Raw genomic sequence first — 20,106 nt, 5'->3', positions numbered from 1 at the left:
AGTGAGACGGGTGCGGGACTGAAAGGCTGAGTCGTGAGGGTGGCTTTTTCAGGCCTCTGCGGTTTTCAGAAGAGGCCTGAGAGCCCCGGTTTCTCCGGTGGGGTCAGCGTGCGAGAAAAACTCTTTCTCCGTGCCAGGAGAGGGCGTCTTTGCTGGGGTGGTCTTCCCGTCGGCTCGGCAGGGAGATGGTCGCGCCTTCGAGTGAGGTGTAGTACTCGGCCGCGGAGAAGTGGTGGGACCGGAGGAGAGGGCTCACTCTGATCTTCGACTCCGGGGTGATCGTCAGGTAGCCGGAGTCGAAGAGTTTGTGGACGTCGGCTCGGAGCAGTAGTCCGTTGTCGAGGCGGTGCAGTCCTCCCTTGCCCACCGGATGGATGTGCGCCGCCTCCAGGGCCGGGGGCACGTCGGTGCCCGTCACGGCGCATCGTCCCCGGTAGGCGTCGACGAGGGCGAGTTTGAAGGCTTCCTGCCCCAGCCGTCTGCGTACGAGAGCGTGGCCGCCTCTGGTGGGGCCGGTGTGAGCCCAGGTGGCGGTGGCGTGAGGTTCGTCGTCGAGAGGGGAGCGGTCATCGGCGGCCAGGATGCGGTCGACGGCCTCGGTGAAGTACGAGGAATGCTCTCCACGGAGGATGTCGTCGTAGCCCTTGCCCTGGACCAGGTTGCCGGGGAAGTGCGGAGGCGGGGCGAGGGTCCGGCCCTCGGGGAAGAAGACGGGGTCTCGAAGCATGAGGCAGCCGATCACGGGGTCCTCGCCTGAGGCGATGGCGGGCTTACCCTCCTTGGTCCGGTAAGCGTTGAGGGCCTCGCGCAGCTCGTTCAGGCCGGCCCTGCCGTTTCCCTCACCGAAGGCCTCCCATGCCTGGGAGAGCGGTACCTGGGCGAACCTGCTGAACACGGCACCGCCCACGATCCGATTGTGCGGATAGCGGCTCTTGAACAGGAAGAGGTCTCCGGTGCCTATGCGTTTGAAGGACGTGTTCGAGGAAGGACGCCAGAAGTTGATCTCGGTCAGATGGGGTCTTTCGGCCAGGAACTCGTACCATCGCGTATCGGTGATTCCGACATATGCCTTCATGAAGCGAATTATGCATCCTTGAGAAGGACGACGAACCTTGGAGGCCCTGGACCGCGTTCATCGCGGTTCAGGGCCCAAGGCGCGGCCGGACGGGTCAGGCGTCGGATTCGAGGAGGGCGACCGCGGCGGCCAGGACCTCGTCGAACTCTTCCTCTTGGGCGGCGCGTGCCTCGTCGGCGGCCTCTTGGAACAGGCGATCCCGACATTCGGTGTCCATCCGGTCGTCGAAGCATTCCCGGGCCAGGGTCGAGGTGTCCACGTCGGGGGAGGAGCCGAGGTCCATGCCGATCAGGACGAAGTGCACGTCCGCGACCTGTCCCCAGGCGGTCCACATGGTCATGTCGAGCCCGTCGGCGGACAGGTCCATGGTGAAGGCGTCGCCCTGGTCGGGGAGGGAGGGGAAGGAGGTCCCGCGGATGCCGCCCTCCAGCGTGATCCCGTCGCTGACCGCGGTCATGGTCGAACAAGAGGAGAGCATCGCCTCGTAGTCGGAGGCGTCCTGCGTCTCGTCGAAGTCTCCTGAGACCAGGACGTAGGTGTAGAGGGTGGGAGAGGGGTCGGAGGAGACGGCGATCTGGCCCGCTCCCTCGGCCGCCTCCTCGGGGACGTCGGCGGGGCTGTCCTCGAAGGCCGCCTCACAGGCCGCGGGCTCGATCGAGTCGAAGTCGGTGCCGCCCCCGCCCGAACCGTCCACCTCGTCCAGGTCGATCGTCTCCACCTCGAATCCGTCGGGGTAGTCGGAGGAGGGGAGCAGGAGGGACTCCAACCGCTCGCTGGGCTCGAGGACGACCTGTTCGGAGCAGGCGGTCAGCGGAAGGAGGAGGACGAGGGGCAGAAACGCGTGACGGGTCTTCGGGAACATGGGGGATCCTTGCGGGTTCTCGGGGGTGTTCCCCGGTTCCGACCCTCCTCGGGTGAGAGGGGTTCACGAGAGAGGTGTCACGCTCCGGGACGAGAACCGGAACGAGCTTCCTGGCCGTTTCCGGTCAGTGGTCTCGAGCCCCCGCCCGGCGGAACGCCGACGGGCCGAGAAGCCGCTTCTCGGCCCGTCGGTGGAGTGGCGGTCAGAAGGAGCCGACGACGGAGACGAGGCTCACGAGCGCGACGACCACGAGGACCGGGATCGCGAGGGTCACGACACCGAGGTCCTTGTAGGACTGGCGGTGGGTGAGGCCGCAGACGATGAGCAGGGTCACCACGGCACCGGAGTGCGGCAGGGTGTCGAGGCCGCCGGCGGCCATGGCGGTGAGCCGGTGCATCGCCTCCATGCTGATGTCCTCTTGCGCGGCCAGGGCCCGAAGGTCGTCGCCGAGCGCGTTGAGCGCGATCGTCATACCGCCCGAGGACGAGCCGGTGAGACCGGCGGTGATGGAGACGGAGAGGACGGAGGTCCACAGGGCGTCGGCGCCGAGGCCGAAGACCGAGTCGCGGACGACGGCGAAGGCGGCGACCGAGGCGACGACCGCTCCGTAGCCCACCTCGGAGGCGGTGCTGAAGATCGGCAGCATGGATCGCTTGGCGCCGTCGACGAAGCCGTCCCACAGCGTGGTGAGGTGGCGGAGGTTGAGGGCGACCAGGACGAGGACCGCCGCGATGATGCCCGACAGCACGGCCCACAGCCCGAGACGTTCTTCGGCGGCGACCCCGCCGAACTTCTCCTGCGCCAGGTAGGACCAGTCGAGGGCCGGGAAGAGGAACAGGGTGCACGTGAAGTTCACGGCGAAGACCGTGATCAGCGGCAGGAAGGGAGCGACGCGGTTGGCCGGCTCGAGCGTGGCGGCCCGCTGTTTTCCGTCGGTTTCGTCGGAGGAACCACCGGCCGAAAGCGCGCTCTCGGGGCTGTCGAAGCTCTCACCCTTGCGGATCAGCGCCGTGCGACGGTATTCGAGCCACAGCAGGCCGAGACCGAAGATGAGGGCGCCGCCCACCAGCCCGATGCCGGCTCCGGCGAAGGGGCCCGTACCGAAGAACTGTCCCGGAATGATGTTCTGCACCTGCGGGCTGCCGGGCAGCGCGGTCATCGTGAAGGTGAAGATCCCCAGGGCGATGGTGGCGGGGATGAGGCGGCGGGGGATGTCGGCGACCCGGAAGAGCTCGCGGGCCAGCGGATACATGACGAAGGCCACGACGAAGAGGCTGATGCCCCCGTAGGTCATGAGGGCCGAGGTGACGATCGTCGCCGCGATCGCGCTCCGGGAGCCCACCAGCCTCGTCACGGTGCGGGCGATGCTCTCCGCGTAGCCGGTGATGGTCATCAGGACACCGAAGATCGCGCCGAACAGGAAGACGGGGAACCAGCTGCCGACGAAGCCGGCCATCGCCGGCATGAAGATCTCGGTGTAGGAGGCCAGGATCGGGGCCCCGGAGAAGACCACCGCGACCACCGAGGCGAGGGGAGCGGCGAGGATGACGGGGACACCGCGGTAGGCGAGGGTGACGAGCAGGAGCAAGGATGTGACGATGCCTATGATTCCCAATGCCATGGGGGCTCCTCAGGGGGTCGGGGTGGAGAGTGCCGAATCCTCACCGGGAGACGAGGCGGTCTCCGAGGGGCGGGCGCGGTCGTCCAGCGGCATGGGGCGTTCCGCATCGGCGGGGGTGTCACCGCTGATCGGGCGGTCGCACATGTCGGTCATCTTCGCGCCGAAGTGACGGCAGGGGATATAGGGAACGGTGGGGTAAACCGCGTGAAGCTGTGGGGGGTTCGGCGGTTGAAGCGGTGGGGGTGGTCATGGTAATCGAGGCCGGTCGCTCGGTTGATCACGTCTCATGGGTGGTGCTCGGATCCACCGCTACGGGCGCCCCATGTGTCCAGCCCACGTATCGGGGCATCGCGCGGTCACGTCGCGCTCCTGAGGGCGGGCGCTCGGTGGTCAGACGCCGATGTTGAGCCACCAGATGGAGAGGTTGAGCGCGGTCGCGAACGCCACCCAGACCCAGTAGGGCACCAGGAGGGCGGCGGCCCAGCGGGAGACGCGGGCGAACAGGACGATGGTGACCGCCAGGGTCGCCAAGAGCAGGACGATGTCGACCAGGGCCGTGCCGCGAAGCCCGGCGGCGAAGAAGAGGGGCGACCAGGCCGCGTTCAACAGCAGTTGGACGGTGAACAGGGCCAGTTCCGTCCGGGCTCCACGCAGGCCGCGCAGGCGCCAGACCAGCCAGCCGGAGACGGCGATCATCGCGTACAGGACGGTCCACACCGGCCCGAAGAGCCAGGAGGGCGGGGCCCACGACGGTTGTCGGAGGGCCGCGTAGTCTCCGGCGGTCTCCGTGTTGGAGAGCACACCCACGAGCGCGGCCGCGGTCACGGCGGCGGCGAAGACCAGGGCCGCGAGGAGTGAGGACGTCGTCGACGGGGTGTGTCCTGCCTTGGCAGCGGTCATGGTCTCCCCCCAGGAACGGGGCTTCGGCCGTGTTCGGCCGGTCCCCTCACGTCGACACTACCCAAAGTGTCGATGGTATTACTCGTATTCAAAGTATCTCCCTTTCCAAACATTTCATGACCGAGGAGCATGGACGCGCTTGGGGGTCGGGGTGTTCCCGGGGGAGAGGCGGTTCCCCGAAGAGCTCTTCGCATGCGGGTAGAGGTTGCTCTCTCCGAGGGGAGAGGAGAGTGGCGCCCCTTGGGGTACCCGGTACCGGTTCGTCCGGGCACGGTGGGTAACGGCTCCTCGGAGCCGTTCATCGTTCCCTTCCCCCGGAGGTTCCGTGCCGCGGTCCCCTGTGCACAGTGAGAAGTGTGAGAACGCCACCAAGCCCCGATGTGTCTGTTCCACCTGTGGCGGTAGCGCTCACGGGTGGCAGGGCCACCTTCGGCGGGCCAGAAGAGGCGCGGAGGGCGCGGAGGAACTGCGTGAGCCCGCCCAGAGGCAGTGGGAGGAGAGCAGGCGACGTTTCGAGGAGAAGGGACGGAGGGTTCCTACTCTGTATCTCCGCCAGGCCGGGGGCGGTGTGGTCGTCGCGGAGTTGGTCGCCTGGCTCTCCGAGAACAAGGTGGAGATCGATCAGGTCGAAAGGCTCGGAGAAGCGCTCAGAGAGGACATCTTCGGTAAGGAGCTGAGGGGGTTCGCCGAGGGACGGGCTCGGCGGGATCCGGACTTCGCCGACTACGGGCGTGCGACGGCGGGGCATTTCTGGTGTGACCTGTTGGTCGAGATCGCCAACGCCTTGGACCAGGCCGAGCAGGTGTCCGACAAGGTTCCGGCATGGGTGAAGGACTCCGTCCTGGAACATGAGGACGTGAAGGAGTGGGGCCCGGTGCGCCGCGTGCTCGCGGAGGCGGCGCTGGACTTCCTCTGGAAGGGTTTCAAGGCTCTCCTGGGGGCGGACTTCGGGACGGCCGCCCTTCATGTGCGTGTCCTGGCCGTTCTCATCTGTCCGGACCCCGGAGGTCACACTCGGGTCGCACGGTGCTGTCTGCGTCCCTTGGTGAAAGAGGCATTGAAGGAGTACGTCGATGTCGAGCTGAACCCCGAGTGGTTGTGGCCGGAGGGACGGTCGGAACGCGGTGGTGGTTCGGGCCCGGCCGGGGAGGCCGTCACCGCGCGCTGACACTCTAGGGGCGGTTCCGGGACGGGACCGCCCCTCGTCAGTCGGTGGGGGTGAGGGCGGAGAGGAGGTCGTGGTCGCCCCGGTCGGCGAGATGGGCGAGAAGGTGGTCGGGGGCGGTCGCCTCCGGTAGGCCGACGGCCCTGGTCAGGAGGGTCAGGCCTTCGGTGCCCGAAACCGGGTCGGGGAGGCCCGCGAGGCTCAGGGCGTGGGCGAGGGGGTCGGCCGGGGCGGGGTCGCGGCGGTGGATCCGGCAGAGGAGACGTCCCTCGGCGAGGGTGATGAAGGCGTGGTCGCCGACCCGGGCCTCCTCGGCGAGGAGGAGGGGACGGATCGAGTTCATGAGGGGCTGGTTCTTCCACGCCGCCACCGAGTCGCGGTCGCCGATGCGGACGGGGAGGCGGTGGCCGGGGCGCATGCCTATCCACGCGGCGAAGCCGCTGGGGATGGGAAAGCCGGAGCCGCGTAGATGTTCGCCGTTCAGGTCCACTCGAAGCCACCAGACGCCGTCCGGGCAGCGGAAACAGCGACGGGTGCGTTCCACGGTGCGTTTGGGGCGGTAGGGGGCGGTGGCGTGGTCGGGGACGGTTCCGGGGAGGGCGACCCGGCCCGGGGCGGGTCGGGCGAAGGCGCTGCCGGAGGCCATGGCCCGGATCGAGTTCTCGGTGACGTCGAACCATCCGGTGATCCGTTCGACGAGGTCGGAGACGGCCATCTCGCCGCCGGCCCGCTCCAACTCGCGGCGGATGGTCTCCTCCAGCCCGAGGTACTCCCTGCCGCCCCAGGAGCGCAGGCCGAAGAGACGGCGGTCCCTGCGCACGATGCGTTCGTCGCCGTGGACCCGTTCGCGGAACCCGGACTCGTTGAAGTCGCCGCCGACCCGCTCGACGAGTTCGTCGAAGTGCAGGGGGCGGCCGGCCAGGGACAGGACGGCGAACGCCTTGTCGGGGAGGTTGCGCCCCCAGAGGACGAGGTGTCCGTCCATGATCCGGGTCCTGGGGAGGGTCTCCAGCCAGGCGCCGGTGTGTTCGCTCGGGACGCCTCCGTCGAGGAGTAGGGCCGTGGCCTCGTGGAGGGGGAGCACGATCCGTCGGCTCAGCTCCTCGGAGAACCGTTCGGCGAGGGAGGCCGAGGCGCCGGTGACGATCCAGTCGCCGGCCACGCGGTGTTCGGGCAGTAGGGCCAGGAGGATCTCGCCCACCGGTAGGCCGAGGGAGGGGATGAGGTGCCGGTGGCCGGGGTCCAGGTTCCAGAAGGCCTTCAACGGGGTCGCCGTTCCCAGCGCGGTGGTGAGCGAACGCAGGTGGGCGGCGGTGAACGCGCCCTCGGGCCCTTCCAGGCGGGCGCGCAGGTCCTCGCGGATCTGTTTGTGGATCTGGCGGATGCGTTCCCGGGTGACCCCGAAGGATTCGCCGAGGCTGTCGAGGGTCTCGGGCGTTCGGCTGAAGACGCGTCGGACGGCCACCGCGCGACGGCGTTCGTCGTCGGAGGACAGGTGGGTCTCGAGTTCATGGACGTAGGAGCGGGTGGGTCGTTCGGGGGACGGCCGGTCCTGCTCGGGGACGTCGGTCCGGCGGGGCATCGTGGTCGGCGCCCTCTCGACCCGAGCGGCCGTCGTGCCGTCGGTCTCTCGGTCGACGGCCTCTCGGGGCAGACGGTCCAGCACGGTGAGGAAGAGGTCGCGCAGGTACTCGTGGGCGGCCTCGGCGCCCACCGGCTCGCGGAGGCGCCATACGGGGGTGGCGAGTACGGAGGGCCTCTCGCCGGCCGCGTACAGCGCGGGCATCACCTCGCCCAGGGCGTGTCCCTCCCAGCGTTCCAGGGCGAGTCGGGCCAGTCCGATCGCGACGGATTCGGCGCCGATCCGTCCCGTCACCAGGGGCAGACGTACGCGTCGCCACCACCGTTCCTCGGTGATGCGCGGGTGCGCGAGGGCGCGATGGGCGGTGTCGTCGCAGGTGTGGGCCAGGGGAGGGACGACGTGGCAGAGGCGGATGTCGAGGGGCCGGGACAAGAGCGGCCTTTCTCTCCGGGGACGGGGGTGCCGCACAGATTAGAGGAGGCCGGGGACGTCGCGGACCCCGCCGGGACGGCTCGTCCGGGTTCCGGGTCTTGGGGAAATGTGTGGAACACGGCTTTTCGGGGTTTTCCCGGGGTGGCCGAAAAGGAGGCGTGTTCAGGGCGGGTGGTGCGGCGGATTGTCGGTTTGTCGTGGGCGATTTCCATGTCCATGGGCTTCTTGTTCCCATGAGGGTCGGATGGGCGGTTTCAAGCCTTCTATGGCCGGCTTCGTGTGTCATCGCTGGTCATGGTGGTTGTGATGGGTATTCTCCTCAGGGTTGCATGGGTGAAAGGATGGGGTTGGTGTCATATATCCGTTCTGGGTATCGGTATCGAAGTGCTCATTCTTCTGTTGTCTGAAAAAGTTGTTCTTGGTCACCGGGTGGTGTCTTTCTCCTAGGGTGGTCGACGGTCCTTGAACTGGCGAAGACCGGAACAGGTCGTATTTCGTCTTTTTGGTAGCCCTTTCTCCGTCCGTGCCCCCGTACGGACGTCGACCACCATGAGGAGACACACAGCCGATGTCGATCGACTCGACCCCCGAGGTACGGACCGGCCAACAGCGGAGCCTGACCACCGCGGCGGCCCGGAACCTGGCCACCACCACCAAGTCCGCCCCGCAGATGCAGGGGAAGAGCTCCCGATGGCTGCTCAGGATGCTGCCCTGGGTGCAGACCGACGGCGGTGCCTACCGGGTCAACCGCCGCCTGACCTACACCGTCGGCGATGGTCGGATCGAGTTCGTGCAGACCGGTTCCGAGGTGCGGGTGATCCCGCGCGAGCTCGGGGAACTCGCGATGCTGCGCGACTACGACGACATCGAGGTGCTGGAGGCGCTCGCCGGGCGCTTCGTCCAGCGCGAGTTCGAGCCCGGCGAGGTGTTGGCCGAGCAGGGGACGTCGGCCGAGCACCTCTACCTGCTGGCCCACGGCCGCGTGCACAAGACCAGCGAGGGCGCCTACGGCGAGACCAACCGGCTGGGGGTCCTGGCCGACGGTGACAACTTCGGAGAGCGCTACCTCCTCGACACCGAACCGACCTGGGACTACACGGTCAAGGCCGCGACCTCGGGCACCCTGCTGGAGCTGCCGCGCCGGGAGTTCATCGCGCTCCTGGACGACTCCCCGAGCCTTCAGGCCCAGATCCAGAGGTTCCTGTCGGTGCCGGAGCGGGGGCAGAACAAGCACGGCGAGGCGGAGATCGCCCTCTCCTCCGGTCACACCGGCGAGGTGGACCTTCCCGGCACCTTCGTCGACTACGAGCTCAAGCCGCGCGAGTACGAGCTGAGCGTGGCCCAGACGGTCCTGCGCGTGCACACCCGCGTCGCCGACCTCTACAACAAGCCGATGAACCAGACCGAGCACCAGCTCCGGCTGACCATCGAGGCGCTGCGGGAGCGGCAGGAGCACGAGCTGGTCAACAACCGGGAGTTCGGCCTGCTGCACAACGCCGACTTCAAGCAGCGCGTGCAGACCCACTCCGGGCCGCCCACCCCGGACGACCTCGACGACCTGATCACCATGCGTCGCAACACGCAGTTCATGTTCGCCCACCCTCGGGCCATCGCGGCCTTCGGCAAGGAGTGCAACAAGCGCGGGCTGAACATCGGCACGGTCGACGTCAACGGTCACCAGCTGCCGGCCTGGCGCGGCGTCCCGCTCCTGCCCTGCGGCAAGATCCCGATCTCCGGCCACCAGACCTCGTCGATCATCGCGGTCCGTACCGGTGAGGACAACGAGGGCGTCATCGGGCTGCACCAGACCGGCCTGCCCGACGAGGTCGAGCCCGGCCTCAACGCGCGCTTCATGGGCATCGACGGCCAGGCGATCATCTCCTACCTGGTGAGCACCTACTACTCCGCGGCCGTCCTCGTCCCGGACGCCCTGGGTGTACTGGAGAACGTCGAGGTCCGCCCGCGTGCCTGAGCGATCGACACCGTCAGGGAAGGAGGCCTGAGTGTCCCTGTTGTCACGGATGTCCGCGCCCTCGGCCGGACACATGACGGCGGATCTGGTGCGCGCCCTGCTCCGCGACCCGAAGCGTCCGGGCAGCCCCGACCTTCCGTCGACGCCCCGGCTCGCGGTGCGGAATCGGACGGGCACGCGCCCGCAGAGCGGTCCCACCGGGCTCCGTATCCCGGGCGGACCGACCGGATTCGGCACCTCGGCGGCCACGATCCTGTCGCCCCCTCGGCCCGCCCCGGTCGAGAGCGCGCGGGGAACGTCGGGGACCCGGCTCCCGGACGCCCCCGCGGCCCCCGGCGTACGGGGGGACGACAAAGGTTCGTCGGTCCCTGTGCTCTACTGCCCTCCCGCGGTCCGGGACGACCCGGCGCTGGGCGAGGAGATCAACGACCGACTGGTCGAATGGGCCGAGGAGGTCGGTGTCTATCCCGGTCAACTCGACCGGGTGCGCGCGTGCGACTTCGGACGCCTCATCATGCTCGCCCACCCCGAGACCGACGACGTCGAGCGGCTGCTGGCCGCGGCCAAGTGCGCCCTGTCCGAGTGGTCCGTGGACGACCACTACGTGGACGGTGAGGTGGAGGAGGCCCGCCCGGAGCTGTTGGGGCAGCGGCTGGCGATCGCCCACTCGGTGATCGACCAGGCGCACCTGCCGCTGCGGTACGCCCCGCAGTTGGAGGAGGTCGTCCAGGCCGACCCGGTCATGGTGGCGTTGCGCGCGGCCCTGGACAACCTGTCCGAGTACGCCTCGGCGGCCCAGGTCCGTCGACTCCGCCACGAGCTGGCCATCATGTTCGTGGCCTACAACCAGGAGGCGGTCTGGGCGGCGACCGGCCAGCGCCCCCCGGTCTGGGAGTTCCTCATGCACCGGCACGAGAACAGTTTCGTGCCCTGCATGGTGCTCATCGACGCGGTCGCCGGCTACGAGCTGTCACAGGCCGAGTTCTCCGACCCTCGGGTACGTCGTGTGTTCACCCTGGCCGGCTCGGCCAGCGTGATCGTGAACGACCTGTACTCCATGGGCAAGGAGGACCCCTCCGACTTCAGTGTGCCGAGGCTGATCGCCACCGAGGAGAACTGCTCGGAGCGCGAGGCGATCGAGCGCAGTGTCCTGATCCACGACGAGATCATGCACACCTACGAGACCGAGGCGGCCGCTCTGGCGCTGACCGGGTCACCCGAACTGCGGCGTTTCCTCGCCGGGGTCTGGGCCTGGCTCGGCGGCAGCCGCGAGTGGCACGCCCGCACGGCCCGCTACCACGGTGGCGGAGCCTGACCCCGATAGACCCCTCACCGGCCTCCCTCAGGCCGGGAACACACGACCAAGGAGTACACACGATGACCACGACCATGCCCTCCGACACCCGGGTACTGCGTACCGACTACCAGAGGTCGGTGGCCGCCTACTGGAACGCCGAGAAGGACCCGGTCAACATTCGCCTGGGCGAGGTCGACGGGTTCTTCCACCACCACTACGGGATCGGTGACTACGACCCGTCCGTGCTGGAGGGCCCCGAGGAGACCCGCGACCAGCGCATCATCGAGGAGATGCACCGACTGGAGACGGCCCAGGCCGACGTGCTCCTGGACCACCTCGGCGCGATCGGGCCCGACGACCGAATCCAGGACACCGGCTCCGGCCGCGGCGGGACCGGCTTCATGGCCAACGCCCGCTTCGGTTGCAGCGTGGACGGGGTGAGCATCTCCGAGCAGCAGGTCGAGTTCGCCAACGCCCAGGCCCGTGAGCGGGGGGTGGACGACAAGGTGCGCTTCCACTTCCGCAACATGCTGGACACCGGCTTCGAGACGGGCTCGATGCGGGCCACCTGGAACAACGAGTCCACGATGTACGTGGACCTGTTCGACCTCTTCAGCGAGCACGCGCGTCTTCTGGAGTACGGTGGCCGTTACGTCACCATCACCGGTTGCTACAACGACGTGACCGGTGGCCGTTCCAAGGCGGTCAGCCGGATCGACGAGCACTACACGTGCAACATCCACCCCCGGAGCGAGTACTTCCGGGCGATGTCGGCCAACGGCCTCGTTCCGATGCACGTCGTCGACCTCACCGCCGCGACCATCCCATACTGGGAGTTGCGGGCGCGCTCCTCGGTGGCCACCGGGATCGAGGAGCCCTTCCTCACGGCCTACAAGGAGGGCAGCTTCCACTACCTGCTCATCGCCGCCGACCGGGTCTGACCCCGCGCTCCGGCTCCGGGGAACCGACTTCGGGCGTCCGCCTCCATCACGGCGGGCGCCCGCCACCGATCACGAAGGGTGTCCATGACCATCAGTACAGACACCGGAACGCCCGAGTCCGTGTCCGACGAACGGCGTCCGATCATGCTCGAGCTGGTCGACGAGTCCGGACGGACCACGGGCACCTCCGAGAAGCTGGCCGCGCACCGGGCCCCGGGGGTCCTGCACCGGGCCTTCTCGGTCTTCCTCCTCGACGGCCGGGGGCGTCTCCTGCTCCAGCGTCGTTCCCTGTCCAAGTACCACTCGCCCGGGGTGTGGTCCAACACCTGCTGCGGTCACCCCTATCCGGGGGAGCAACCGTTCGCGGCCGCGGCCCGACGGGTGGGCGAGGAACTGGGACTGTCGCCCTCGCTGATGCGCGAGGCCGGGACCGTGTCCTACCACCATCCGGACCCGATCTCCGGTCTGGTGGAACGCGAGTACAACCACCTGTTCGTCGGTCTCGTGGACCGGGAGGTGAACCCGGATCCGGAGGAGATCCACGAGACGCTCCTCGTCGACCCGGAGGGGTTGGAACGGGCACGCGCGGAGGGGACGTTCTCCGTGTGGTTCCCGACGGTGCTCGACGCGGTGCGCCCGGCCCTGCGGGAGCTCCCGAACGGTGACGTCTGGTAGCCGGACCCCGCCGGCGCGGGTGATCGGCGAGCCCGTCGCGAACGGCCGGTGAGGCCCCGGGGAGGGGGTCTCACCGGCCGTCGTCGTGTCCGGGAACGGAACCGGGGCGCTCGTGCCCGGACGCCGGGAACGACTCAGCAGCGGGTATTGATGGTGTTCTGGATGGAGGACTTCTCCGCGCTGGTCACCGACAGGCCGTACCGGTGCTTCACGTTGACCCACGCCTTGACGTAGTCACAGTGGATCGCGGTCCTGGGCGGCATCCACTGGGAGGGGTCGCGGTCGCCCTTGGAGCGGTTGCTGGAGGCGCTCACCGCCCACAGTTGGGGAGCGGACACGTCGTTGGCGAAGGAGCGTCGCCGGTCGGTGGTCCATCGGTCGGCGCCGGAACGCCACGCGTCGTACAGGGGCACCATGTGGTCGATGTCGAAGTCGGAGGGGTTGTCGGTCCAGACGCCGTCGTAGTCGCTGGACCAGCGGCCCGAGGTCGGTCGGCAATTCCCGTCCACCTGGACGGTGTGTCCGTCCCGACGCAACACGTGCTGACGGGCGTCGCAGGGGCTCTGGACGACGACCCAGTGCGGGAAGAGGCTGCGGTCGTAGCCGGATCCGCTGTTCTTGGGGCGCACCGTCAACCCGTTGAGCTGGGTCTGGGCGGCCGAGGTGGAGGGGATGCCGGGCGGAAGGGAGTGGTGGGCCGAAGCGGGGGAGGCCCAGCCCAGGACGGCGACCATGACGATCGCGGCGAGGGTCGCCAGGGCGCCGGACACCGTTCTACGGGGACCGCGGGGGAGGGAGGGGGACGTGGACAACATGTCTCCTTGGGGGAGTGCGACATATCGGTCCCTCCAACGATGGTCCTCGGTAGGGGCTCCGACCAGACCCCCAAGGTGAAGTTCCGTGTCCACGGGGGTGGCGGGGCGGTGAACCCGCCGGCGATACGATCTCCGTTCACCGGAACCGAACGGGAGCATGCGATGTCGTTGTACGCGGGGACCTTCTCGATCGTCGCCCACGACCCCGCGGCCGGGGTGTGCGGCGTGGCGGTCGCCAGCCGGATGCCCGCGATCGGGGCGTTGACGGTGTTCGCGCACGCGGACGTGGGCGCCGTCGCCACCCAGGCGTTGATCAACCCCCTGCTGGGGGTGGACGCCCTGGAGCTGTTGCGGACCCTTCCCGCGGACGAGGCGTTGGCCGCCGTGCTCGCCGACGACCCCGAGCCCGACTCACGTCAGGTGGCCGTGGTGGACCGGACGGGCCGCGCCGCCGCGCACACGGGGTTCATGACCCACCCCTGGTGCGGCCATCGGACGGGGGAGGGGTACGCGGTGGCCGGGAACATCCTGACCGGCGGCGCCACCCTCGACGCGATGGCCGAGGCCTGGGAGTCGGGGGCCGACCTTCCGTTCGACGAACGGCTGTTGCGCGCCCTGGAGGCCGGCCAGGCGGCCGGGGGCGACCGTCGAGGGAGGCAGAGCGCCGCGCTGTACGTGCACACCGGGAACCCCTATCCCCACCTGGACCTGAGGGTGGACGAGCACACGGACCCGGTCGCCGAGCTGCGTCGTGTCCACGGGGTGGCCCGGCGGGAACTGCTCCCGTTCGTGGAGGCGCTGCCGACCCGGGAGAACCCGGCCGGCGCCTTCGATCGTCTTCACGAGGAGGAGACGGCGGAGGGCCGAACGAACGCGTAGCGCGTCCGATCCACGTGGCCGGGAGCACCGTCCGGAGGGGCGATGGGCGGACGGCGCGGGGGCTAGCCTGGAGGGATGACCGAACCCGCATTCTCGGCCCCCCTCGACCCCGGGCTGGTGGCGGCGATCCTGGACACGGATCTGCCGCAGCACGTCATCGACGATCTGGCGCAGTCCCCCGACGCGGCGGGGGAGATCCTCCTGAACGCCGCCTACGAACTGCGCGGGTCCCACCCCGATACGGCCCGGCGGGTGCTCGACCTGCTGCGCGACCGGGCTCCCGACGCCGACCACCGTCAGTACGCCGTGCACATGTCGGCGCGCCTGCTCCGCGAGGAGGGCCGGACGGAGGAGGCCGACCGGCTCATCGAGGAGCTCATGCGCCCCGGTGTCCTGGGCCGCCCCATGGCGGCGGTGCTGGCCGACGAGTTCGCCGAGGCCGGAGACCTGGATCGGGCCCTGTACTGCTACAACGTTGCCTGTCGTAGTCTGCTCGCGGCGCCGGTCGAGATCGTGGAGGGGATGGACCCGGTCGGGCTGCTGCCGTTGACGGGACGCGCCCGAGTACGGGAACGGCTCGGGTTGCCCGCGGACGAGCACGACCGCGCCGTCCTCGCGGCGGGCGAGGGCGGGCCCTCCCTCGTGGACGAGATGGGCCGACTGGACGGGACCACGGAGGAAGGGGGAACCTTCGAGGACCCGACCGCGCGAGTGAGGGTGGTGCTCACCGGAGAGGAGCGGTCGTACTACGAGGACGTCGAGCGCGGCCTGCGGGAGAGCGCCGGGGAGCTCCGCTTCGTGGTGAGGGCCGACCCCGGGGAGATTGACGCCCACGCCCGGGAGCGTGGTCTCGATCCGAAGGACCCGGACACCCTCCGCTCTTGGGCGCGGACCCTGGACGCCGACTCCGCGCGCCCGGTCGTCTGGCCGCCGGAGCGCAACGCCGCCTGCTGGTGCGGTTCGGGACGCAAGTACAAGAAGTGCTGCGGTTCCCCGGCCGTGCGCTGACGCCGTTCACCCGGGCGGTCCGTCGTCTCCGGGCCGCCCGTCGAGGGTGAGCCGCGGCATCGGCGGGATCCGGGCGTCGGGCCGGACCGGCCGTCCGGCCGGCCGAGGGGGACGTCCCTCTCGGACACAGGAGAGGATCTCGTCGGCCGCCAGGACCCCGGCGCGCTCGAAGCCGTGGGTGTTGGAGTCGACCTCGTGCCAGAGCGCGTCGCGGAGGACGATCCGGACCGTGTAGGGGGGACTCCGGTCCGGCCCCAGGATCGACCAGCGTCTCCGGAAACCCTCGGCGAACGCCCGGGCGAACTCGCCCGGGAGCGGGGCGAGGGGTTCGCGGCAGAGCGGCGGCAGGTCGTCGACGACGTCCACGGCCCGCTCCGTCTCCGCGCCCTCGGGCGGCGGCGCGGCGTCCAGCCACATCAGGGCGAAGTGGCCCGGGCACGCGGTCTGGACGACCTGACGGACGAACACACCCGTGATCGGGCGGGGGAGCGGTTCGGGCACGGGCGCCTCCGTGAGGGGGTGTGGGGAGTCGTCTCAGGCTCGGAGCCGGTCGAGTTCGGCGCGCAGCTCCTCGGCCAGGGCCACCGCGCGCTCCAGTTCCGGGGCCTTCGTGTTCTCCCGGTGGTTCGTCTCGGAACGCCTGCTCAAGGCGGGCCCGGGGGCCATGTTCACCTGGTCGGTGGCGCCGTCGGCCTCGATATCGAAGACCACCCGGTCCGACCGGTGCCAGCTCTCGAACCATTCCAACGGGGCGCCGGAACGGTCGAAGGTACCGCCCTCCAGGAGCAGGAGCGGCATCCCTTCGGGCACACCGAGCTCGCGGGCGATCTCCGGGGCGGCGGGCACGGCCCGGATCTGGCGGCGTCCGCTGGTCGGTACGACCCCGAACCGGGACTCCATCAGACGGTGCAGGGAGGCGTCGGCCAACATCGACGCCTCCAGACCGGCGAAGCGGTCCGCGGGCAGCCAGGTGCGCACGTAGGACAGGGGGTCCCCGTCCACCGAACGCACCCGTTCCAGCCGCAGCAGGGAGCGGGTGCCCAGGTGCTCTTCGGCGGCCGGGATCCCCGTCTCCACCGCGGTCAGCGCGACCACGGCCGTGGTCAGGGACAGGCCCTCGGCGGAGAACTGGTCGAACAGGCCGGTCACCCGTTGCACGAGCCGGTGGTGTTCGGTGCGCACGGCCGCGACCGGGGCCCGACCTCGGGCCCGGCGTACGGTGCCCTCGTCCTCCAGGGTGGACAGGGCCTGGCGTACGACGCTGCGGGAGACCCCGAACCGTTCACGGAGCGCCGCCTCGCTGGGCAGCGTCTCGCCGGGGGCGATCGTGTGGTCGCGGATCTGCGCGCGGAGCACGTCGGCCACCTGGGCGTGCAGGGGGCGGGGGTCGGAACGGTCGACAGGCATGGCGTTCATTCTAGGGTCCGGGAACGACGAGACCCCCTGTTCCCGGTGGTGTCCGGGAACAGGGGGTGGTCGGACGGCCGCGCCCCCGTGGTGCGGCCGCCTGGCTCAGGCTCCGGGGTTGGTGGCCCGCCACACGTGGCCCCAACCGGGGGCGAGCTCCGCGGCCCGGCGCAGGGCCAGGACCAGGCTGGCCTCGCGGGCGATGCCCTTGCCGGCGATGTCGAAGGCGGTGCCGTGGTCGACCGACACCCGCACCACGGGCAGGCCGGCGGTGATGTTGACCCCGTCGTCGCCGTAGACGGCCTTGAACGGGGCGTGGCCCTGGTCGTGGTAGCAGACCGCCACCAGTTTCCAGTTCCCGCGCACGGCGGCCGGGATGAGGGCGTCGGCGGGCAGCGGACCGTGGGCGTTGATCCCCTCGGCCCGGGCCAGTTCGACCGCCGGGGCGAGGATGTCGGCGTCCTCGTCTCCGAAGAGCCGGTTCTCACCGGCGTGCGGGTTCAGTCCGGCCACGCCGATGGGCTCGTCGGGGGAGCCCTGGGCGCGGGCGAAGGCGCCCATCAGACGCAGTACCTCCAGGGTCCGCTCCCGGGTGACGTCCTCGATCGCCTGACGCAGCGAGACGTGGGTGGTGAGGTGGAAGAAGGACAGCTCGCCGGCGGACAGCACCAGGCTGTAGTCGCTCACCCCGAACTCGTGGGCGAGCAGTTCGGTGTGGCCGGGCCAGGCGTGTCCGCCCAGGTGCATCGCGGCCTTGTTCAGCGGCGGGGTGACGATGCCGTCGACCAGGCCGCGCTTGGCCAGGTCCACGGCCTCGATGACGAAGCGGGCGGCCCCGTCGCCGGCCTCGGCGCTCAGCTCGCCGGCGGGGACGTGGCCCAGGGAGGGGCCGGTCTGCACGATGTCGATGACGGCGGGGTCGTCGGCGGCGTCCGCGGGGGACGCGATCGGGTTGACCGCGTCGGGGTCCTCGCCCACCGCGCGGACGGCGTTGCGCAGCGCGTCGGCGTCACCGACCACCACCGGACGGGAGACCTCGCGCACCTCGGGGTGGCGCAGCAGGGACTTGGCGGTGATCTCCGGACCGATCCCGGCGACGTCGCCGAGGGTGACCGCGAGAGTGGGACGGCTCATTCGTTGCTGCCTTTCGTGTGACGGACCGCCTCGGCGGCGTCCAAGAGTGCGGTGGGGGAGCCGAAGCCCCCCGCCTTGGTGACGATGGTGAGGCCGTGTCGGGGGCCGCCCGACAGGGCGCCGATCGGGATGCCGGGGGCGACCTCTCCGGTCAGCCGGATGGCGTTGGCCTCCAGGCGGGAGGTGAGGGCGCGGGCGCCGTCGCCTCCGGTGACCACGAACCCGGAGATCTCGTGTCGCTCGGCGATGTCGGAGCAGAGGGCCCCCAACCGGCGGGACACGCCCTCCGGGGAGAGGGAACCGCCCCGGTCCTCCGGAGCCACGATCACGGTCCGGGGCGCCTCGGTGTCGAAGCGCTCCAGGACGGTGTCGCTCCACCGGCGCCAGGAGAGGTCGTCGGCCAGGTCCTCGGGCTCGGGACGCTCCAGCCGGGTGCCGGGGTCGTCGGCCAGTCGGGCGACCTGTTCGCGGGCGACGCCGTGCAGGGAGGTGACCATGACGAGCGAGGGCGCGAGGCCGGTGCGCGGAGGCCGGGAACGGGCGAGCCGGGTGGCGAGCCCGGCGGAGCCCACCGGGAGGGCGTCGGGGCCGAGCGCGACGACGGCCGCCGCGACCCGGTCCAGGTCCTCGTCGGTCCGGGCGTCCACGACGACCACGGGCCCCGCCGCGCGCAGGAGGGCCGCGTCCTCCGCGGCCGTGTCACCGGTCAGGACGACGTGTTCGGCGCCGAGCAGCGCGGCGACGTCGCTCTCGGTCACCGGGGTCACCGGGTCGCGGCCGACGGCGGTGCGATGGACCTCCACGCCGTCCACGAGCAGGATCCCGTCCTGGACGACGCGCCCTGTGGCGGGGAAGGCCGGGCAGACCACGGCCACCGCGTCGGGGGTCCAGGAGGACAGGGCCCCGTCGATCTCGGCGCGCAGCGGACCGCGCAGGGTGGAGTCCACCTTCTTGTAGACCAGCCCGACACCGGCCTCTCGCAGGTCGCGTACGGCGCGGGCGACGGTGGCGGAGGCCTCCTCCGCGGGCAGGGCCCGGGAGTCGGTGGTGATGGCGACGACGTCGGCGTCACCACCGGCCGGGGTGAGGCGGAGTTCGGTGCGGTGACCCGCGTGGACGAACTGGACGGCGGTGTCGCCCGCGCCGGTCAGGTCGTCGGCGACGATCGCGATGCGCGGGGTGGTCACGAGGCGGCCCCCTTCGTGGCGGTGGCCGCGGCGGCGGCCTCCAGTTCCTCTCGTTCGGCCTCGGCCGGGCGGGCGCCGGCGCGGCGCAGGACCCAGGTGGTGACCAGAGGGGCGAGGAGGGCGGTGACCAGGACGCTCGCGGCGACCTGGGAGGTGGCGGTACCCACGTAGGCGCTGAAGGAGGGGTCCGCGGCGGCGACGACGGCCGGGGTGGCCACGGCGTTGCCGGAGGTGGTGCCGGCGGCGAAGCCGACGCCGGACTCTCCACCGCGTCGGAGCAGGAAGCGGTAGCCCAGGTAGACCAGTCCGCCGGTGAACAGGGTGATGACCACACCCATCAGGACGCCGGTCAGACCGCCTCGGGCGACGTCGCCGAGGTCGATCCCGGTACCGAGGGCGAAGGCGAAGAAGGGGATGACGATGCCGGGCACGGGCTTGAGCACCGAGCGCCACTGGGCGTCGACGTTGCCGATCACCACGCCCAGCAGGAAGGGCAGGATCGCGGCGAGCAGGGTGACGAACGGGATCTGGCCGAGGCCGGAGGCGCCGATGAACAGGAGGGCGAAGAAGGGGCCGTCGTTGACCGCTCCGGCGATGTAGGCGCCCCGGTCCTTGGTGCGTCCGTACTGGCCGGTGATGGCGAGCCACAGTCCGCCGTTGGCGTTGGTGGCGGCGGCGATCATCGCCAGGATGGAGACGCCGAGGATGCCCTCGGGGCCGGTGACCATGGCCAGGGCGACGATGAGCAGGCCGGGGATGACGCTCTTGCCCAGGAGGACCACGCCGGTGGTGGCCAGGACGGGACCACTGGTGCGGAGGGTGACCTGGGTGCCGGTGGCGAAGATCAGGAGCGCGATCAGCGGCAGGGCGCTGTCCTTGAACAACGCGGTGGTGAAGCTGCCGATGTCGAGGGCGGCCGGGGCGAAGGTGCCCAGCACGGATCCCAGGATCAGCGGGATGAGCATGGCCCCGCCGGGGATCTTGTTCAGCCAGTGGTAGAGGGGCACCACGGACCCGTGGTCGTCGCGCATGAGTGTCCGTTCGCAGGGGCCCGTGGGGTGGCGTTCCTCAGGGCCGATCCACATATTGTCCGTACAGAGTGTACGTACAATTTTGGTCGGCGTCACCTCGTTCGCCACAGGGATTCACATGGA

At 70.2% G+C, this 20,106-nt stretch carries 19 protein-coding genes; 7 read left to right on the top strand and 12 right to left on the bottom strand.

The window, feature by feature from the left end; all coding sequences use genetic code 11:
* Positions 1-103: 103 nt before the first annotated feature.
* The 5 genes from D451_RS0107175 to D451_RS0107155 all read right to left on the bottom strand — a co-directional run bounded on the left by D451_RS0107175 (position 104) and on the right by D451_RS0107155 (position 4,458).
* Complete coding sequence (locus D451_RS0107175; protein ID WP_017533911.1) at positions 104-1,075, bottom strand: HNH endonuclease; 972 nt, start codon at positions 1,073-1,075, stop codon at positions 104-106.
* Positions 1,076-1,169: 94 nt separating this feature from the next.
* Positions 1,170-1,937, bottom strand: a complete 768-nt coding sequence (locus tag D451_RS0107170; RefSeq protein ID WP_017533910.1) for a hypothetical protein — start codon at positions 1,935-1,937, stop codon at positions 1,170-1,172.
* Between the two features lie 202 nt (positions 1,938-2,139).
* Positions 2,140-3,558: a GntP family permease gene (locus D451_RS0107165; protein WP_026124887.1), complete on the bottom strand. Its 1,419-nt coding sequence runs from the start codon at positions 3,556-3,558 to the stop codon at positions 2,140-2,142.
* A 9-nt stretch (positions 3,559-3,567) separates the two neighbouring features.
* On the bottom strand, positions 3,568-3,702 hold the full coding sequence (locus tag D451_RS28770; protein ID WP_014910456.1) for a hypothetical protein: 135 nt from the start codon (positions 3,700-3,702) through the stop codon (positions 3,568-3,570).
* A 246-nt stretch (positions 3,703-3,948) separates the two neighbouring features.
* Entirely contained in the window at positions 3,949-4,458 is a 510-nt protein-coding gene (locus tag D451_RS0107155) for a TspO/MBR family protein (protein WP_017533908.1), read from the bottom strand.
* 340 nt (positions 4,459-4,798) lie between these two features.
* On the opposite strand from D451_RS0107155, the gene D451_RS26315 reads away from it, so the two are divergent.
* Positions 4,799-5,626 (top strand): hypothetical protein, encoded by an 828-nt coding sequence (locus tag D451_RS26315; protein ID WP_241463296.1) that lies wholly within the window; start codon positions 4,799-4,801, stop codon positions 5,624-5,626.
* 37 nt (positions 5,627-5,663) lie between these two features.
* Here the strand turns inward: D451_RS26315 and D451_RS0107145 are convergent, their stop codons facing one another.
* A complete protein-coding gene (locus D451_RS0107145; protein ID WP_020379940.1) occupies positions 5,664-7,637 on the bottom strand; it encodes a sigma factor-like helix-turn-helix DNA-binding protein in 1,974 nt (657 codons plus the stop codon).
* A gap of 568 nt (positions 7,638-8,205) precedes the next feature.
* Here D451_RS0107145 and D451_RS0107140 point away from each other — a divergent pair.
* From D451_RS0107140 to idi, 4 genes are all read left to right on the top strand, one after another.
* Positions 8,206-9,609 carry a family 2B encapsulin nanocompartment shell protein gene (locus tag D451_RS0107140; RefSeq protein ID WP_014912272.1) on the top strand — a complete coding sequence of 468 codons (1,404 nt, stop codon included), beginning with the start codon at positions 8,206-8,208 and terminating at the stop codon, positions 9,607-9,609.
* Positions 9,610-9,640: 31 nt separating this feature from the next.
* Entirely contained in the window at positions 9,641-10,924 is a 1,284-nt protein-coding gene (locus D451_RS0107135) for a family 2 encapsulin nanocompartment cargo protein terpene cyclase (RefSeq protein ID WP_017533906.1), read from the top strand.
* Positions 10,925-10,986: 62 nt separating this feature from the next.
* Positions 10,987-11,847, top strand: a complete 861-nt coding sequence (locus tag D451_RS0107130) for a geranyl diphosphate 2-C-methyltransferase (protein WP_017533905.1) — start codon at positions 10,987-10,989, stop codon at positions 11,845-11,847.
* Between the two features lie 84 nt (positions 11,848-11,931).
* Positions 11,932-12,522, top strand: coding sequence for an isopentenyl-diphosphate Delta-isomerase (gene idi / locus D451_RS0107125; protein ID WP_017533904.1), 591 nt, complete (start codon positions 11,932-11,934; stop codon positions 12,520-12,522).
* A 134-nt stretch (positions 12,523-12,656) separates the two neighbouring features.
* Here the strand turns inward: idi and D451_RS0107120 are convergent, their stop codons facing one another.
* A complete protein-coding gene (locus D451_RS0107120; protein ID WP_017533903.1) occupies positions 12,657-13,337 on the bottom strand; it encodes an HNH endonuclease family protein in 681 nt (226 codons plus the stop codon).
* Positions 13,338-13,505: 168 nt separating this feature from the next.
* Between D451_RS0107120 and D451_RS0107115 the strand changes: the two genes are divergently transcribed.
* Positions 13,506-14,216, top strand: a complete 711-nt coding sequence (locus tag D451_RS0107115) for a DUF1028 domain-containing protein (protein ID WP_026124884.1) — start codon at positions 13,506-13,508, stop codon at positions 14,214-14,216.
* A 75-nt stretch (positions 14,217-14,291) separates the two neighbouring features.
* A complete protein-coding gene (locus D451_RS0107110) occupies positions 14,292-15,224 on the top strand; it encodes an SEC-C domain-containing protein (protein ID WP_017533902.1) in 933 nt (310 codons plus the stop codon).
* 6 nt (positions 15,225-15,230) lie between these two features.
* Here the strand turns inward: D451_RS0107110 and D451_RS0107105 are convergent, their stop codons facing one another.
* The 5 genes from D451_RS0107105 to D451_RS0107085 all read right to left on the bottom strand — a co-directional run bounded on the left by D451_RS0107105 (position 15,231) and on the right by D451_RS0107085 (position 19,983).
* Complete coding sequence (locus D451_RS0107105) at positions 15,231-15,725, bottom strand: hypothetical protein (RefSeq protein ID WP_017533901.1); 495 nt, start codon at positions 15,723-15,725, stop codon at positions 15,231-15,233.
* Between the two features lie 33 nt (positions 15,726-15,758).
* Positions 15,759-16,640 carry a GntR family transcriptional regulator gene (locus tag D451_RS0107100; RefSeq protein WP_017533900.1) on the bottom strand — a complete coding sequence of 294 codons (882 nt, stop codon included), beginning with the start codon at positions 16,638-16,640 and terminating at the stop codon, positions 15,759-15,761.
* 96 nt (positions 16,641-16,736) lie between these two features.
* Positions 16,737-17,765 (bottom strand): 4-hydroxythreonine-4-phosphate dehydrogenase PdxA, encoded by a 1,029-nt coding sequence (gene pdxA / locus D451_RS0107095; protein WP_017533899.1) that lies wholly within the window; start codon positions 17,763-17,765, stop codon positions 16,737-16,739.
* Entirely contained in the window at positions 17,762-18,952 is a 1,191-nt protein-coding gene (locus D451_RS0107090; protein ID WP_017533898.1) for a four-carbon acid sugar kinase family protein, read from the bottom strand. The genes pdxA and D451_RS0107090 overlap by 4 nt, the downstream gene beginning before the upstream one ends.
* The gene (locus tag D451_RS0107085) at positions 18,949-19,983 is read right to left on the bottom strand and encodes a 2-keto-3-deoxygluconate permease (RefSeq protein WP_014911407.1); all 1,035 of its coding nucleotides are present in this window, start codon (positions 19,981-19,983) and stop codon (positions 18,949-18,951) included. The genes D451_RS0107090 and D451_RS0107085 overlap by 4 nt, the downstream gene beginning before the upstream one ends.
* Positions 19,984-20,106: the final 123 nt, after the last annotated feature.

The sequence above is a fragment of the Nocardiopsis alba DSM 43377 genome (assembly GCF_000341225.1).
GTDB lineage: Bacteria > Actinomycetota > Actinomycetes > Streptosporangiales > Streptosporangiaceae > Nocardiopsis > Nocardiopsis alba.
This window is presented reverse-complemented; position numbering and strand designations above follow the sequence as displayed.